Raw genomic sequence first — 14819 nt, 5'->3', positions numbered from 1 at the left:
TCTAACCGTCTAAATAAGTTTTAACGGTTAGAGACAAGCATGCGGAGACCTAACCTGTCAAGCGGTTGACGGAGGGTAGGATGGCGCCGTGCCGCAACGCCCCTTGGTCGGCGAGCCGATCGCTCTGGACCTGCTGAACACCACGTGGCCCGATCGTGGTGCGCGGCAGGACGTTTTCGATGAACCCGGCGGCGTCGGCGCCTGGCTGGCCGAGTGGGGCCTTCCGGATACGCCGGGCGCGGAGGAACCGTTGCGGCACACGCGGTCCGTCCTGCGCGAGGTACTCGAGAATCCCGGCGCTTCCGCCGAGCGTGCGCTGAACGAGGTGCTGGCGCGCGGGCGGTTGCGGCCGGAGCTGCGGGAAGGCGGCCCCGGAGAAACGATCGAGGTCGAGGAAGTGGCTTGGCGGCCCGCGTGGCTTGCGGCCTACGGCTACTTGAGCCTGCTTCGCGCGCGCCCGGAACGGATCAAGCGGTGCTCGGCGTATCCGGCGTGCACGCTGTACTTCGACGACACGACCCGTAACGGCACCAGGCGATGGTGCTCCATGGAAACCTGCGGCAACCGGGCGAAGGCCGCTCGTCACTATCGCCGCGAACGGTCGGCCTAGCGCCCGCCGTGAAGGACTACCGCCGGAACCAGCGGCGCCGCTTTTCCGCGGCGTCGGCGGGCTGAAGTCCCAGACTTCCGGTCAGGAAGAAGGTTCCCGTCACGATGTTGCCGCGGGCGGGGGGCTGCTCCAGGCCGGTGGTCGCGATGGCGACGTCGAGTTCGATCGCGGCGATGGTCCGGACCCGGATCCGATGGAATGCCTTGCCGGTGACGGTGTTCACGGGAGTCGCGGCCTCGACGACTTCGCCGGCGAACAGCGCGTGGGCGGAGGGCGCCCAGCCGGGCGAAGGGGCCTCGAGCGCGAAAGTGCCGGACGGGATGAAGTGGTCGGCGGCGAACTTCGGTCCGTCCTCGCCCTGCGAGGCCTCGTAGGCATCGGCGTCGGCGTGCACGGTGATGTCTTCGGCCAGCGCCGCCAGTACCAGGGAGCCGGACTCGAGTCGCCCGCCGGCGTTGGCGAGAACCGCCCGGTCTTCCAGTTCGACCGCGACAGGGCAGACCATCTCCCCGTCACCGTCGAGGAGGTCGAGCATCGCGGTCTCGTCATCGACAAGGCGTACGCCGCGCACCGGGACCGCGGGCGCCGTGCCTGCCAGGCATGGCAGAAGGAAGTCGATCTCGCCCTTGCGGACCTGTGCGACCAGCCGGGCGCCGGAGGAATCCGTCCACACGTGTTCGCTGATCTTCTTGTCGATCTGCCGGGCCGTGCCCGCGCCGATCAGGGAGACCACCCGCTCCCTGAACTCGTCCTCGTTGGTGACGCCGATCCCGATCGCCTCGAAGTGGCTGGACACGCTATCTCCCCCTGTCGCACCGTCCGCTGGAGAGTACTGGGACGGCCCGGACAAGGACATCCCCGTCCTCTGCCGAGACGCGCATTCACCATCGGGTTGCTTCTCGTGGTGCAACGTCACGCTGGGTCGGCCATTCGGCCGATGAGCACCCGGCCGATAAGCCGATCCAGCCGTGATCATCACCCCATAGCGTGACGACTGTCAGCAATTCGTCGTCTACGGGGAGTTCACGATAATGCTTCGCAAAACAGGCGTACTGATGGTCGGGCTGGCCGCGGCGGGAGCGGTACTGGCACCGGGGATCGCCGCGGCGGCCGACGGGCCGACGCCCTACGTCATCGGCGGGCACGACGCCACCGAGGACTATTCGTTCATGGTGTCGTTGCAGCAGGACGGGAATCACTTCTGCGGCGGCTCGCTGATCAGTGAGAACTGGGTGGTGACCGCGGCGCACTGCGTGCAGGGAGCGCGGCCGGACCAGGTCAGGACCAGGATCGGGGCACGGCAGCACAACAGCGGGGGGACGGAGACCGGCGTCAGCCGGATCATCGTGCACCCGGACTTCGACCGGCGGAAACCGTCGGGCGGGGACATCGCGCTGGTGCGGCTGGACAAACCGGTGACCGAGCAGCCGATCAAGATCGCCGAAGCCGTGGGCGACGCCGGAACGGCGACCCGGATCCTCGGCTGGGGCGAGCACTGCGCCGAGCAGAACTGCGGCGCTCCGGAGATCCTCCAGGAGCTGGACACCAAGGTCAGGCCGGCGGCGGAGTGCCGCAATCTGGCGACGGGCAAGGAGATCTGCACCGGATCCGACACGCCGGACGCGATGGGCTGCTACGGCGACTCGGGTGGACCGCAGATCAAGGGCAGGCCGGGTGAATGGGAACTGGTAGGTGCCACCAGCCGCGATGGTGACGCGGATCCGAAATGCGCCAGCGGTCTGGGCATCTGGACCGATGTGACGGTGTATCAGGACTGGATCGCCGAGCAGACGAGCCGAGAGGCGGCCGTGGCCTGATGCCGGGGCGTGTCGCGAAAGCCACCAGAAGCGGCTTTCGCGACACGGTCCCGACGAGCGTTACCGGCGGGTCTTCTCTTCCAGCGCCCGGCGTCGAGCGGCCACCTCGTCGGGGTCGTCCCCGAGAACCAGCAGCTGCAAGGTACTTCGCCTGATCGGATCGTCCGTGTGGCCGGTGTCATGGCCTGCCACGATGAGCAGGCGTCCGTCCGCCAGCGCCGGGCGTAGCTCGGCGAGCAGGTCGGTGAGCGCGCCGGCGACGGTCAGCTTCACGGACTCGGCGGGGTGGTCCAGGGCGTCGGGGCGGACGGACTGCATCGCCAGCAACGGGATCGAGCCGCTGGTGATCCGGAAGTTCAGGTCGAGCACGACCTGCTGGCCGTCCAGGGTTTGGGCGCAGTCGAGGCTGCACAGGCCGCGGTAGCCGACATCGGCCGCGCGCTGGGTGATCGCCAGGCATTCGGCGAGCAGTTCGGCGGGAGGGGTGGTGACCGCGCCGAATCTGCCGCCGGCGTAGATCCCGGTCTCGTCGACGCGTTGTTCGGTCACGGCGAGCAGGCGGGCACGCGCGTCCGCGCCCACGTAGAACTGCAGGCCCCAGTTGCGCAGGATCCGCAGGTACTCCTCGACGACGAACTCGCCGAGCACATCGGTGAACGCCGGCAGCGTGATCGGCTCGTGGGCCCGATGCAGATACACGTCGAGGCTGCCGCCGTGCGCGTCGTTGGTCGCGGCTTTGAGCACCCACGACTTCTCCGACGGCGCCGCCTCGGCGAGTTGCGCACGGGTCACGACGCTGCGGTGCGCTTGGAACCGGGGATCGACCAGCGTGGTGATGCTGGCCTTGTTGTTCAAGTAGCCGACGAGTTGCGCGCTTTTGAGCGCGCGTTCGTCCGGGCACAGCGTGGTCGGCTGGGGGTACTCCATCGACATCAGCAGACCGTCGGACATCGCTTCGGTCACCCGGGCGGCGAATTCCCTTTCGCTCCGGAACGCGCGCAGATCGGTGCCGACCGGCAGGCCGCTGTCACGCAGGAGCGCCAGCAGATCCGGGTCCGTGCCACCGGCGCTGCAGATCACCGGCAGGTCGGCCGCGACGGCGATCGGTCGTGCGGACACGACGTCACGGCTGTGGCGGTGCTTGTTCACTGGTTCGGCGGCGGCGAGCTCGGGCCGCGCGCAGACGGCGATGCCCGGACCGTACACATCGGTGAGCGAACGAGGAGCGCTGACGGCGTACGGCAGAACTACGGGGACACTGATGGAGGATCTCCTGTGGAGTGAGTCGGACCGGCCATGACCGGCTGTGGTGTGCGGGTGGAACGAGGGAACCGGTGCCGTCAGCCGAGGACAGGCCTGGTGCCTGTCCGCCGCGATAGGGCTCGACCCGGCGTGGTGGGCCGGCGTACCTGCCGCCGAGGTCAGCTGAGTGCCTCGGTGAAGCGCGGCGGAGCCAGGGCCGGTCGTCATGGGTCGAGCGGAGGGTTCGAGGTGAGCTTATAGCCGAGGACCTTCTGCCGCCCACCGTGGGAGCGTTTCGTTATCGGTCGTCAGGCGTTGCCCGTACGGGCAGCCCGGCGTACCCGAAGGTCTGCCGCTGCGCGGCTGGCCGGTCGGCGCCGCCGCGATCATCGTGGGAAGACCGCCGTCCGAGGAGGTCCGCGTGATCCATGAGGTCGATGAGGCGCTGCGGCGGCTGGTGCGGGACGCGGCCCGGCGCGGCAGCGAGATCGAGGTCGCGTTCGACGCGCCGACCAAGGAATGGGCGGCGCGGCGCAACGCTCCCGCGGTGAACGTCTATCTCTACGACGTACGAGAAGATCTGCGGCGCCGCTCGCGTGGCCTGCTCAACGAGTACGACCCGCTCGGCAAGGTCTCGGCGCGGCACCTTCCGCCCCGGCACATCAAGTTGTCCTATCTGGTCACCGCGTGGACGCAGCGTCCGGAAGACGAGCACCGCGTGCTGTCCGACCTGCTGCTCGGCCTGCTCTGCCACGACGCCGTCCCGGAGTCGGCGCTCACGGGGTCGCTGGCCGAAACGGGCCTGCCGGTGCCGATGACGGTCGCGTTGCCGCCGCCGGAGGACCGCGCGTTCGCCGACGTCTGGACCGCTTTGGGCGGCGAGCTGAAACCGTCGTTGGACGTCGTCGTCTCCGCGCCGGTCCACAGTGGACGGGTATACCCGGCCGAACGGCCACCGCGGGAAGGCTTGAAGCTCGACACCCGCGATGGCGAGCTGATCGGGCACCATGTGGCGGAGAGCGGGGCGGTCGAAGGGCAACGCCGGGTCGCGATGGCGCGCACGCACCGGAAGCCCCGATGAGCCTGGAATACCTGTTCGAGCGGTTGGCCCGGCTCGAACAGCGGATCCGCGACGCGGTCGAGAGCCGCCGGGCCGCCGACCCGAACCCCGACGATCCCTTCCGCGGGCTGTACCTCTCGAACGAGACGATCGACGCGCTGCTGGAGGGCCACCGTGAACCGTTCCCGCCGTTCACGGACTCCGTGCCGGACGGCCGCCTGCGCCCGTTGGCGAAGCGCGCGGGACTCACCGGTGTCGACGTCGAACTGCTGCTGGTCGCGCTCGCGCCCGACCTCGACAGCCGGTTCGAGCAGTTCTACGGCTATCTCAACGACGACGTGACTCGCCGCCGGGCGACGGCGGGCTTGGCCTTGCGCCTGTGCGGCATCCCCGAAGCGTCGGCCGCCGGCCGGGCGCGGCTCGACGCCGACGCTCCGCTGATCACTTGCGGCCTGCTCACCATGGAGGAGCAAGAACGACCCTTCCTGTCGCGGACGCTTCGTGTTCCGGACCGGGTGGTGAACCACCTGCTGGGCGACGATCGGCTCGCCCCTGAACTCGCCGGATGCGCACGCCTCGGCACGGACATCGCCGACGTGTCCGGTACCGAACGGCTCACCCGTGCGATCAGCGGCCAGGTCGCGTTGGTCTATCTGCGGGAGCATCCCGGCGGAGGTGCCGAAGAACTCGGTGTCGCGGCACTGACCGCCGCCGGTTTTCCCGCGCTCGTAGTCGATGCCCCACGGTGGCAGGCGGACTCCGGACGGGGCGAGCTCACCGCTTCGCTCATGCGGGAGGCGTTGCTGCGCGGTGCGGGGCTGGTGCTGGGCCCGGTCGACGACTCGCCGGGCCTGGAGAAGCTCGCGCATCCGGCGGTCCCGTCGATCGTGCACGGCACCGGGGCCTGGGACCCCCGGTGGAGCGCCGTCCCGCCGTTGCAGCTCGACGCCTTCCCCCTGTCCGTGGCGAGCCGGGTGGGCCTTTGGCGGGGCCATCTCGACGGCGGGCTCGCGCCGGATGTCGACCCCGCGGAGGCGACCGCGCATTTCGTGCTGGGGCCGGGGCAGATCGCCCGCGCGGCGAAGGCGGCGTCGGTGACGGCGCTGGCCGATGGCGGGCCGGTGCGGGCGTCCCATCTCCGCGCGGGCGCGCGGAGCCAGAACGCGGCGGGTCTGCAACGGCTCGCCCGGCGCATCGAACCCGGGGTGGGCTGGAGCGACCTCGTGCTGCCCGCGGGCGTACTGTCCCTTTTGGACGAACTGGCCGCGCGGGCCCGCTACCGGGACCAGGTGCTCGACGTGTGGCGGATGCGGCCCGGCGGCGGCCGCGGCCGAGGCGTGACGGGGCTCTTCGCCGGGGACTCGGGGACGGGCAAGACGATGTCCGCCGAGGTCATCGCCGCCTCGCTGGGGCTGGATCTCTACACCGTGAACCTGGCGACGGTGGTCGACAAGTACGTCGGCGAGACGGAGAAGAACCTGGAACGGATCTTCACCGAGGCGGCAGGCGTCAACGGAGTGCTGCTGTTCGACGAGGCGGACGCGATCTTCGGCAAGCGGTCCGAGGTCCGTGACGCACACGACCGGTACGCGAACATCGAAAGCGCCTACCTGCTGCAGCGGATGGAAACCTTCGACGGCATCGCGGTGCTGGCCACCAACCTGCGAGCGAACCTCGACGAGGCGTTCACCCGGCGGCTGGACGTGATCGTGGACTTCCCGTTGCCAGACGTCGAGCTGCGGCGGCAGTTGTGGGACCGCTGCCTCGGCGCTCGCATGCCCCGGGCCGACGACCTGGACCTGGGTTTCCTGGCCGAAGCGTTCGAACTCGCCGGAGGGCACATCCGCTCGGCCGCGGTGACGGGCGCGTATCTGGCCGCGGAAGCCGGCCGCCCGGTGGCGATGGCGGATCTGGTCGGCGCGGTCGCGCGGGAATACCGCAAGCTGGGCAGGCTGTGCCTGGACCGCGAGTTCGGCCCGTACCTGGCGATGGTGACCGACGGCTGACCCGCCCCTTCGGGCAGCCGATGCCGCCCGTTCGGCCGCGCACGCAGCCTGGTGCGCGGCCGGGCGACGGCGCAAGCTGGACAGGCGGCGTAGCGACCCGAGGGAGCGGACCATGCGCGGGCACAGTCACGACAACGACCTTGAACCGAGCCTGCGGCCGAAAGGCGACCGGGTGGACCGGGACGAGGGCGGCCTGCTCGGCCGCGCCGCCGCGGCCGGGCGCACCGATGTGCTCGGCCCCGCCGGAATGCTGGATCTGCAGCGCGCGGTGGGGAACGCGGGGGCGAGCACCCTGGTCGAGGAGGAGCGCTCCCCGGTCCACGACGTGGTCACCTCGGGCGGCGCGCCTTTGGACGCCTCGACGCGCGCGGACATGGAGGGCCGCTTCGGGCACGACTTCGGTGACGTCCGGGTGCACACCGACGGCGCCGCGCACGATTCGGCGAAGTCCGTCAACGCGCAGGCCTACACGGTGGGTTCGAATATCGTGTTCCAGCGGGACAAGTACGACCCTGGTTCCGATTCGGGCAGGCATATGCTGGCGCACGAGCTGACCCATGTCGTCCAGCAACGCAGCGGGCCGGTGGACGGGACCGACGCCGGTGGCGGGGTGAAGGTTTCGGATCCCTCCGATCGGTTCGAGCGCGAGGCCGTCGCGAACGCCGACCGGTTGATGTCCGCCCCGGCGCCTGCTGTGTCGCCGACGGGGCCCGCGGTCCAGCGGTGCGCGGACGACGGCGAAGCGCACGTTCAGCGCGAAGAAGCTCCTGAGGCCGAGGAAGGCGAAGAGGAGAAGATGGCGCAGACGTACGTGCAGCGCGAGGAAGAGACCGAAGAAGAAGCCTAGTTCCGGGCTCATCCGTCGGTGGGTTCGGCGACGGCGTGGGCTGTTCGCCGAGTTCATTCACTCGCGATCCGTTCCGGCGAGGAGTTCGGCCGCGAGGCGGCGCACTTCCGCCGAAGGGTCGGTGAGCGAACGCTCGACCGCGTCGCGATCGAACCCCCCGGCGTGGCCCAGGGTGAAGATCGTTTCGATCCGTGCGGTCTCGGCGGGGTCAGCGAGCAACGGCTCGAAGAGCCCGGAAGGCAGTGGCGTGGAGAGCAGGCGTGCGGCCGACAGCGCGGCGACACGGACGGCTTCGCTGGGGTCGCCCAGGCCTTTCTCCCATGCGGATCTCAGAGGTACATCAAGGACACCCAGGACATGGAGGTACTCCTCTCGGACTTCCGGGTCGGCTAAATCCAGCAAGCGCTGGTGGTCGGCCGCGTCGAAAGCAGTGGCCAGAACACTCGCCGGGTCGCCCTGACGGCTGAGGGTGATCGCTGAACGAAGGGCGAGGAGGATCTCGCTGTCGTCTCTCGACTCGACCGGTTCGAGAAGTTCTCGCAAGACCTTCGCCGGCCAGCCGGCCGCGTGGCCGAGGTCGGCCGCGGCCGCCGTCACAAGCGAATTCGCATCGCCGAGAGCGCGCAGCCCGATTCGAATGAGCGCGTTGCCGTCGCCGGGGGAATCCTGGAGCCTGCCCGCCTCGAGAAGTTCCCTCATGCCGTTCAGCGCGGCGATCCGGACGTCCCATTCTTCATCGTCGAGGAAACCGCCGAGCAGAGGGAACGAAGGGGAATAGGCGATTCGGGCCAAGGTCCGCACCGCGCGATATCGTTCCGTGTTGTCGCCGGTCATGGCGCGCCATGCGGCCTCGGTGACGACGGCCGGCCAGTGCGGGCCCGCGCCGGGATGTTCCCCTGGACCTTGATACAGGTGTGATCCGGTGGTGTCGGGTAACGCCTGTGAGGGGAGTCGCGTCGGGTGGCCCCGCATATCCGAGAAACAGCCGTTGAACCGGCTTCCGGACAATCTCGATCCGGCGAAGGACGTGCCGTTGAGACGACAACCGAAGAAGGTGACTCCCGTCAGGTCCAAGCCCTCGAGGCGCAGTCCCCGGAGATCGGCGCAGCGAAGCACGTCGAACGGACGGATGTCCGGTGGCTGTGCTCCGTCGGTCGCCCCTGACCTCCAGTGCGGGAAAACAAGCTCTCTGCTCACCTGTCACCTCGCCGGTTTCGGCCTCGCCGCCGATCTTCCGGCTCTTGGCCAGGGTAGCCCGGTGGAAGCCCGGCTGCCTCCAGCTGGTCCCGATAGGGTCCCGCCCATGTCGGCAGCGGGGGCTGTTCGTCGGCGGTGTAGGCCTTGCACCACGACTCGGCGTCGTCGCATTTCGTCTTCTCCGCGCGAAGGAGTTCCTTGGCTCGCTCGGGAAGCCTGTCGTTCGCGAGATGCCGGGCGAGTCCCTTCTTGTACTCGGTGGTCTTGGTGATGTGCAGAGTGCCGCCGGTATGCGATTTCCCGGAGACGGTTTCCATGATCGCCGCGAACGGGGTGCTACCGTCGCCCAGTTTCGCGGTCGGCTTGTTGTTCTCGCTCACTGTTTGCTGAGCGGCGTCGAGGGCGTCACGCACGTCTCGCGGGAACTGCTCGGCGGGGTTCCCCGCGAGCCGGAACTGAGCGCGTTTCTCGCTGATGTACTCGAGTGAGTAGAGTTTTTCCTTGTTCGTCTTCTTGCCGCTCGTGCGGTCTCCGGGGTTGACTTTGCCGTCGAAGTGGACGGTCGCTTCCTTCTCGTCCGCGGTTTCGACGACCAAGGTCAGTTCGGTCATCTTGTACTTCGCCTTGATCGCCGGCAGTTTCGGCCGGATCTCGTCTGGCGGTAGCCTCCGGTCCACCAGGGCGTCGGCCTCCTTGAGCCCGTCGGCGAGATCTTTCTTCTTCTGGTCCGCGGAGCGTTCGTCCTTCTCGCCGGACAGCTTCTTGAAGATCTTCTTCCCTGCCTTGACGATCGTCCCCACGACCGTGTCGATCACCTTGCCGACGGGGGCCTGGATCTTCTCCAGGATCGACTTGATCTTCTCGGAGATCCCGCCCAGCCCGAGCAAGCTCGCCAGGAAGCCGAGCACCATCGGCAGCGCCTTGGCCAGGGTCCGCTCGATCAGTCCCGCCACCGCGCCCGCCCCGCCCCGGGCGATCGACTCGACCGAGTCCAGCACCGACGAGACGAACTCCTTGATCTGGGCGGCCTTGTCCACGAAGAACAGGACGATGTCGTAGATCGCCTTGCAGGCCTTGATGAAGGCGGCCGCCGGGTTGAGCATCGAGATGATCCAGGTGATACCGGCCTTGACGATCTTCTCGATCACGAATTCCTTGATCTGGCCGAGCACCATCTCCTTGAGGTCGCCCAGCTTCTCGACCACCCAGCGCCAGAGCCCCGGTACGCCTTCGGTGATCAGGATCTTGACCACCTCGAACGTCTGCTCCAGCTTGGCGAGCACGGGTTCCGGGATGAAGCGGAGAATCCGCGCACGGACACTCGCCCAGGTGAGCCCGAGGATCGACATGACCATCTTCAGGATGCCCTTGGCGTCCAGTGTCTCCGGGATCTCGATACCCGCGCTCGCCAGGTTCCCGAGCAACCAGCCCTTCAGTCCGTCCTTGAGGTGCTGCACGATGTTCGCGCCGAAGTTCAGGACGCCGGTCTTGACCGCGTTGACCAGGTTGCCGAGGAACTCGATCGGTTTGGCGATGATCAGGCCGACCGCGTTCGCCGCCCGCGACAGTACGCCCAGCAGCATGTCCTTCAGCTTGAGGATCGTGTCGATCGCGCCGCCGACCGCCTCCTTCGCCTTGTCCCACAGGCCCTTGTTCTCCGCCTGCAGTGCCTTGATCTCCTCGTCGACGGCGTTGCGGGCTTCGCTGTACTTCTGTGCCAGATCGTCGACCAGCGACTGCTGTTTCTCATCGACGGAACTCTCGAGTTCGTCGAACTGGCTTCCGAACTCCTTGGCGGCCTCGCCCGCGATCTTGCGCAGTGCCGGGGATTGCGAGTCGACCTTCTGCCGCACTCGCTCGCGGCCCTCGGCGATCAGCCGTTTCGCTTCACTCAGCTGCTGCCCGACGAAATCGGCGATCTCGCCGATGACACCCTGCATCTTCGCCTCGTAGACCTTCTTGGCTTCGAGGAAGAGGTTGTTCGCCTCGGCGGGCAGCCCGGCGAACAGGTCGTAGCTCCAGCGGGCCGCACCGGCGACGCCGTCGTAGCGTTCGTCCTTGTACTTCTTCATCCGGGCCTGGTGGTCGGCGGTGAACGCGGCCTTCGCCGCCGCTTCACCGGTCTCGAACCGTTTGGCCACCTCGTCGTCGAGTGCGCCGAGGACCCCCTCGACCTTCGTCTTGGTCTCGTCGAAGATCGCCTTGATCTCCGCGGTGATCCGGGCCCGGTCCTGCTCGTCCTTGGCTTTCGTGGCCGACTTCGCCGCCTGCCCGCGTTGCCCGGCGGACGACCGCGCGCCGGCCATGCCCGCCATCGCGGCCTGTCCGGATGCCTGCGCCGCGCCCGTGACGGCGGCCAGCTGTCCCGCCTCCGACTCGCGAACCGCCGCGGGTGCCGACGCCGTGTGCTGTTCGCCTTCCCGTTTCGCCGCGAGCGCGCCGGTGAACTCGGGTTCGTTGGACTGGGCCAGCTGCTCGTCGGTGACCCCGGCCTCGGCCATTTTGCCGTGGGTTTCGCACTGGTCGGCGCGAAGGTCGGTTTGGGCGGGCGGCGCCTTGTCCGGCGTGGCCTTGCGCGCGTCCGGCGGGGACAACGCGGGCGGCGGCGGGGTCTCCGGTAGCGGTTTCACCGGCTTTTCCGTGGCCCTGCTGGTATCCGGCGCTTCCTTGGTGCGCTCGGTGACGTCCTTGGCCGAAGCGTCCTTGCCGCTGGTGACCTTGCCCAGCACTTCGGACTTGATCTGGCTGGCCTTGCCGGAGGAGGCGAACTTGTCGGCTTCGTCGAGATTCTTCGGTGCCTGCTTGGCCACGGCGGCGTTGACCGCGGCGATGAAGGCGGCCTTGTCGAACCCGGCCGGTTTTGCGGCGGCCATCTTGTCGGCTTGCGCCGCCTTGGCCTGGGCCTCCTTGTCGTCGGCGGGCGCGACCGAAGCGTCCTGCGCCTTCTTGACCTCCGCGGTGGCGGGCGGATGCGCCTTCGCCGCTTTCGCCTGTCCGCCGACGTCCTTCTTGAGCGACTGGAATTTCGGGTCCGACGCGGGTGTCACACCCGTGGGCGCGACCGGGGGAGCAGGGCAGCTACTGCGCTGCAAACCGACGAGGCGGGCCACCGCGGCATTGCCCGCGGTGGCCTGCAGTCGCAGCAGCGCGGGTGGGGTGGCGCGGCGCGCGGGTTTGACCGGCCGCGCGGGTACCGCGGCCGGGGCCTGTGTCACGTTGTCCCGGCCCACTGGCATGTCTTCACTTTCGGCTTCGCCCGGCCGGTTGCCAACGGCCGGACGGGCGGCCCCCGCCGCCCGAACGGGCAGTTGCCTCTTCGGGCAGAGATTGGTTCCCGCTGACCTATCCGCTCGGTCGTTTCGCCGCGAACGCGCACGCAGGAGCATCGCCGATGTCAGAAAGTACGCCGACAAGGGAGGCTCGCATGCCCACCTATCTCACGCCGGGTGTGTACGTCGAGGAGATCGAGGCGGGCGCCCGGCCGATCGAGGGTGTGGGCACCGCCGTCGCCGCCTTCGTCGGTTTCGCGGCGGACGGCCCCTTCAACACGCCCACCCTGGTGTCCAACTGGACCCAGTTCACGCAGACCTTCGGCGACTTCGTCGAAGGCTGCTATCTCGCCCAGTCGGTCTACGGCTATTTCCTCAACGGCGGTGCGAACTGCTACATCGTCCGCATCGGCGGACCGCGGGGCGACGGCGGGGCCAACGGCGCGGCGCCGAAGGAACCGACGCGCCAGGCGGTGCTCGGTGGCTACCGATTCGTCGCGAAGGAGCTCCCGAGCGGCGGACAGGCCGGTGAGCTCACCGTCGAGGTCGCGGAACCGGCCGGCGAGAACCCCGGCGACGACCGGTTCACCGTGCTCGTCAAGAAAGACGGCAAGGTCGTCGAAACCCACCACGTGACCACCAAACGCACCAAGGAGAACGTCGTCACGTCGGTGCGCGAGAAGTCGAACTTCATCACGATCGAGGAGCTCGCGACCGCCGGCGCGGTGGCGAAGCCGGACCGTGGCACCGCCGTGCTCACCGAGCCGCCGCAGCCACCGCCCGTCCCGCGGCGCATCGCGGCCGACGACTATGTCGGCGACGTCGCCGATCGCACCGGTTTCGGTGGCCTGGAGGCGATCGACGAGATCACCATGGTCGCGGTGCCGGATCTGATGGCCGCCCACCAGCGCGATCTGATCGACCTCGACGGCGTCAAGGCCGTGCAGCTGGCGATGATCGCGCATTGCGAGCTGATGGGGGACCGGATGGCGATCGTCGACCCGCCACCCGGGTTCACTCCGCAGGAGATCCGCACCTGGCGCATGGACCAAGCCGGGTACGACTCGAAGTACGCGGCGCTGTACTACCCGTGGGTGCAGGTGCTCGACGCCGCCAGCGGGACCAACACGTACGTGCCGCCGAGCGGCTACATGGCGGGGGTGTGGGCGCGCACCGACGCGACCCGCGGTGTCCACAAGGCGCCGGCGAACGAGGTCGTCCGCGGCGTGCTGGCGCTCGAGACGCATCTGACCAAAGCGGAGCAGGAGCTGCTCAACCCGATCGGCGTGAACTGTGTGCGTTCCTTCGCGGGCAAGGGGATCCGGATCTGGGGCGCACGCACGTTGTCGAGCGACCCGGCGTGGCGCTACCTGAACGTGCGGCGGCTGTTCAACTACCTGGAGGAGTCGATCCTCAACGGCACCCAGTGGGTCGTCTTCGAGCCGAACGACGACGCGCTGTGGGCCCGCATCCGGCGCACGATCAGCGCTTTCCTGGTGATGGAGTGGCGCAAGGGCGCGTTGTTCGGCCTCACGCCCGACGAGGCCTTCTTCGTGAAGTGCGACCGGGAGACGAACCCGGCCGAGGGGATCGATCTCGGCCAGGTGATCTGCGAAGTGGGCATCGCGCCGGTGAAACCGGCGGAGTTCGTGATCTTCCGGCTGGCCCAGATGTCCGGCGGCACCAGCCTGGTCAACGAATAGTGAAAGGGCTCCGAAATGGCACTTCCCGATCTTGACAAGGCCGTCGGCTGTTCGTTCGGGCTCGAGATCGACGGCGTCCAGATCAAGCAGATCTCCGAGGTCTCCGGACTGAAGATGGAGCAGGACGTCATCGAGCTCAAGCAGAACACCGTGGACGGCAAGTACGTCATCAAGAAGCTCCCCGGTCGCCCGAAGGCGGGCGAGGTGACGCTGACCCGTGGTCTCACCGAAGACAGCAGCTTCGAGAAGTGGGTCAAGGACGCGCACTTCGGCAAGATGGGTTCGGCTCGTAAGGGCGGCGCGATCATCGTCTACGACTACGAAGGCGCCCCGATCAAACGCTACAAGCTCACCAACGCGTGGCCGAAGAGCCTGGAGATCGGTGCGCTGAAGGCGGGCGACACCAGTGTGCTCACCGAGAAGCTCGTGGTCACCTACGAGCAGATGGAAGTCGAGTGAGCCCATGCGCAGGGTGATGGCGTCGGCACCGCCGGCAGAGGAAACCCCCGTCATGCCGGAGGAACAGGCTCGGCCGAAGCTGCGGACCGAGTTCGCGTTCGAACTCCCGCGCGGGTACGTCGACGACGCGGGGAGGGTGCACCACTCGGGGGTGATGCGGCTGGCGACCGCGCGGGACGAGCTCGTCCCGCTGCGGGACGACCGGGTCCGGGAGAACTCGGCCTTCCTCACGGTGGTGCTCCTGGCCAGGGTGATCACCCGGATCGGCGACGTCACCGACGTGCACGCCGGAGTCATCGAGAACCTGTTCGCTTCGGATCTGGCGTTCCTGCAGGACATGTACCGGCGCGTCAACAGCGAAGGCCATACGCGGGCGGGTGTCGCCTGCCCGGAGTGCGGCCACGGGTTCGTCGTCGACGTCGCCGGCGGCCGCCTGGGGGAATCGTGACGTACGCGGCCGGACGGCTGCACGAGGAAGTCGCGTACGTCGCCTACCACCTGCACTGGTCGCTCGACGACATCCTCGACCTCGAACACCACGACCGGTTGACCTACGTCGCCGAGATCGCCCGGATCAACACTCGGATGAGCGAGGGACGGTGACGCTGC

General features: G+C 68.4%; 13 protein-coding genes and 1 pseudogene. 9 read left to right on the top strand and 5 right to left on the bottom strand.

Going from position 1 to position 14819, the window contains the following annotated elements; genetic code table 11:
• Window positions 1-88: 88 nt before the first annotated feature.
• Window positions 89-610 carry a CGNR zinc finger domain-containing protein gene (locus CVV72_RS13505; protein WP_219152768.1) on the top strand — a complete coding sequence of 174 codons (522 nt, stop codon included), beginning with the start codon at window positions 89-91 and terminating at the stop codon, window positions 608-610.
• Between the two features lie 16 nt (window positions 611-626).
• Here the strand turns inward: CVV72_RS13505 and CVV72_RS13500 are convergent, their stop codons facing one another.
• Window positions 627-1406, bottom strand: coding sequence for a hypothetical protein (locus CVV72_RS13500; RefSeq protein WP_219152767.1), 780 nt, complete (start codon window positions 1404-1406; stop codon window positions 627-629).
• A 235-nt stretch (window positions 1407-1641) separates the two neighbouring features.
• Here CVV72_RS13500 and CVV72_RS13495 point away from each other — a divergent pair, with 235 nt between their 5' ends.
• Window positions 1642-2427: a trypsin-like serine protease gene (locus tag CVV72_RS13495; protein WP_219152766.1), complete on the top strand. Its 786-nt coding sequence runs from the start codon at window positions 1642-1644 to the stop codon at window positions 2425-2427.
• A 60-nt stretch (window positions 2428-2487) separates the two neighbouring features.
• On the opposite strand, the gene CVV72_RS13490 is transcribed toward CVV72_RS13495, so the two are convergent.
• Window positions 2488-3633: a hypothetical protein gene (locus CVV72_RS13490; protein WP_034307394.1), complete on the bottom strand. Its 1146-nt coding sequence runs from the start codon at window positions 3631-3633 to the stop codon at window positions 2488-2490.
• A gap of 457 nt (window positions 3634-4090) precedes the next feature.
• Between CVV72_RS13490 and CVV72_RS13485 the strand changes: the two genes are divergently transcribed.
• The 3 genes from CVV72_RS13485 to CVV72_RS13475 all read left to right on the top strand — a co-directional run bounded on the left by CVV72_RS13485 (window position 4091) and on the right by CVV72_RS13475 (window position 7582).
• Window positions 4091-4750 carry a DUF4255 domain-containing protein gene (locus CVV72_RS13485; protein ID WP_219152765.1) on the top strand — a complete coding sequence of 220 codons (660 nt, stop codon included), beginning with the start codon at window positions 4091-4093 and terminating at the stop codon, window positions 4748-4750.
• Window positions 4747-6735 (top strand): ATP-binding protein, encoded by a 1989-nt coding sequence (locus tag CVV72_RS13480; protein WP_219152764.1) that lies wholly within the window; start codon window positions 4747-4749, stop codon window positions 6733-6735. The genes CVV72_RS13485 and CVV72_RS13480 overlap by 4 nt, the downstream gene beginning before the upstream one ends.
• Window positions 6736-6847: 112 nt before the next feature.
• The gene (locus CVV72_RS13475; protein ID WP_219152763.1) at window positions 6848-7582 is read left to right on the top strand and encodes a DUF4157 domain-containing protein; all 735 of its coding nucleotides are present in this window, start codon (window positions 6848-6850) and stop codon (window positions 7580-7582) included.
• 57 nt (window positions 7583-7639) lie between these two features.
• Here the strand turns inward: CVV72_RS13475 and CVV72_RS13470 are convergent, their stop codons facing one another.
• The 3 genes and pseudogenes from CVV72_RS13470 to CVV72_RS13465 all read right to left on the bottom strand — a co-directional run bounded on the left by CVV72_RS13470 (window position 7640) and on the right by CVV72_RS13465 (window position 12015).
• Window positions 7640-8416 (bottom strand): HEAT repeat domain-containing protein, encoded by a 777-nt coding sequence (locus CVV72_RS13470; protein WP_255632676.1) that lies wholly within the window; start codon window positions 8414-8416, stop codon window positions 7640-7642.
• Window positions 8417-8605: 189 nt separating this feature from the next.
• Window positions 8606-8698: pseudogene (locus tag CVV72_RS41970) on the bottom strand (pentapeptide repeat-containing protein); the annotation flags it as partial.
• A 77-nt stretch (window positions 8699-8775) separates the two neighbouring features.
• Window positions 8776-12015, bottom strand: a complete 3240-nt coding sequence (locus CVV72_RS13465; protein WP_255632675.1) for a hypothetical protein — start codon at window positions 12013-12015, stop codon at window positions 8776-8778.
• A 188-nt stretch (window positions 12016-12203) separates the two neighbouring features.
• Between CVV72_RS13465 and CVV72_RS13460 the strand changes: the two genes are divergently transcribed.
• Genes CVV72_RS13460 through CVV72_RS13445 form a run of 4 tightly spaced genes read left to right on the top strand, consistent with a single transcriptional unit; the run spans window position 12204 to window position 14813 of the window.
• Window positions 12204-13751, top strand: coding sequence for a phage tail sheath family protein (locus CVV72_RS13460; protein ID WP_219152761.1), 1548 nt, complete (start codon window positions 12204-12206; stop codon window positions 13749-13751).
• 15 nt (window positions 13752-13766) lie between these two features.
• Window positions 13767-14210: a phage tail protein gene (locus CVV72_RS13455; RefSeq protein ID WP_037344451.1), complete on the top strand. Its 444-nt coding sequence runs from the start codon at window positions 13767-13769 to the stop codon at window positions 14208-14210.
• A gap of 4 nt (window positions 14211-14214) precedes the next feature.
• A complete protein-coding gene (locus CVV72_RS13450) occupies window positions 14215-14658 on the top strand; it encodes a zinc-ribbon domain-containing protein (RefSeq protein ID WP_219152760.1) in 444 nt (147 codons plus the stop codon).
• The gene (locus tag CVV72_RS13445; protein ID WP_016333592.1) at window positions 14655-14813 is read left to right on the top strand and encodes a DUF6760 family protein; all 159 of its coding nucleotides are present in this window, start codon (window positions 14655-14657) and stop codon (window positions 14811-14813) included. The genes CVV72_RS13450 and CVV72_RS13445 overlap by 4 nt, the downstream gene beginning before the upstream one ends.
• The last annotated feature ends 6 nt before the right edge of the window (window positions 14814-14819 follow it).

It is taken from the genome of Amycolatopsis sp. TNS106, from assembly GCF_019330265.1.
GTDB classification, from domain to species: Bacteria; Actinomycetota; Actinomycetes; order Mycobacteriales; family Pseudonocardiaceae; genus Amycolatopsis; species Amycolatopsis lurida.
This window is presented reverse-complemented; position numbering and strand designations above follow the sequence as displayed.

Bases quoted from the DNA above. Each gene is read 5' to 3' on its own strand.
- CVV72_RS13495 (WP_219152766.1), top strand. From the start codon at position 1,642: ATGCTTCGCAAAACAGGCGTACTGATGGTCGGGCTGGCCGCGGCGGGA.
- CVV72_RS13480 (WP_219152764.1), top strand. From the start codon at position 4,747: ATGAGCCTGGAATACCTGTTCGAGCGGTTGGCCCGGCTCGAACAGCGG.
- CVV72_RS13475 (WP_219152763.1), top strand. From the start codon at position 6,848: ATGCGCGGGCACAGTCACGACAACGACCTTGAACCGAGCCTGCGGCCG.
- CVV72_RS13470 (WP_255632676.1), bottom strand. From the start codon at position 8,416: ATGACCGGCGACAACACGGAACGATATCGCGCGGTGCGGACCTTGGCC.
- CVV72_RS13465 (WP_255632675.1), bottom strand. From the start codon at position 12,015: ATGCCAGTGGGCCGGGACAACGTGACACAGGCCCCGGCCGCGGTACCC.
- CVV72_RS13460 (WP_219152761.1), top strand. From the start codon at position 12,204: ATGCCCACCTATCTCACGCCGGGTGTGTACGTCGAGGAGATCGAGGCG.
- CVV72_RS13455 (WP_037344451.1), top strand. From the start codon at position 13,767: ATGGCACTTCCCGATCTTGACAAGGCCGTCGGCTGTTCGTTCGGGCTC.
- CVV72_RS13450 (WP_219152760.1), top strand. From the start codon at position 14,215: ATGCGCAGGGTGATGGCGTCGGCACCGCCGGCAGAGGAAACCCCCGTC.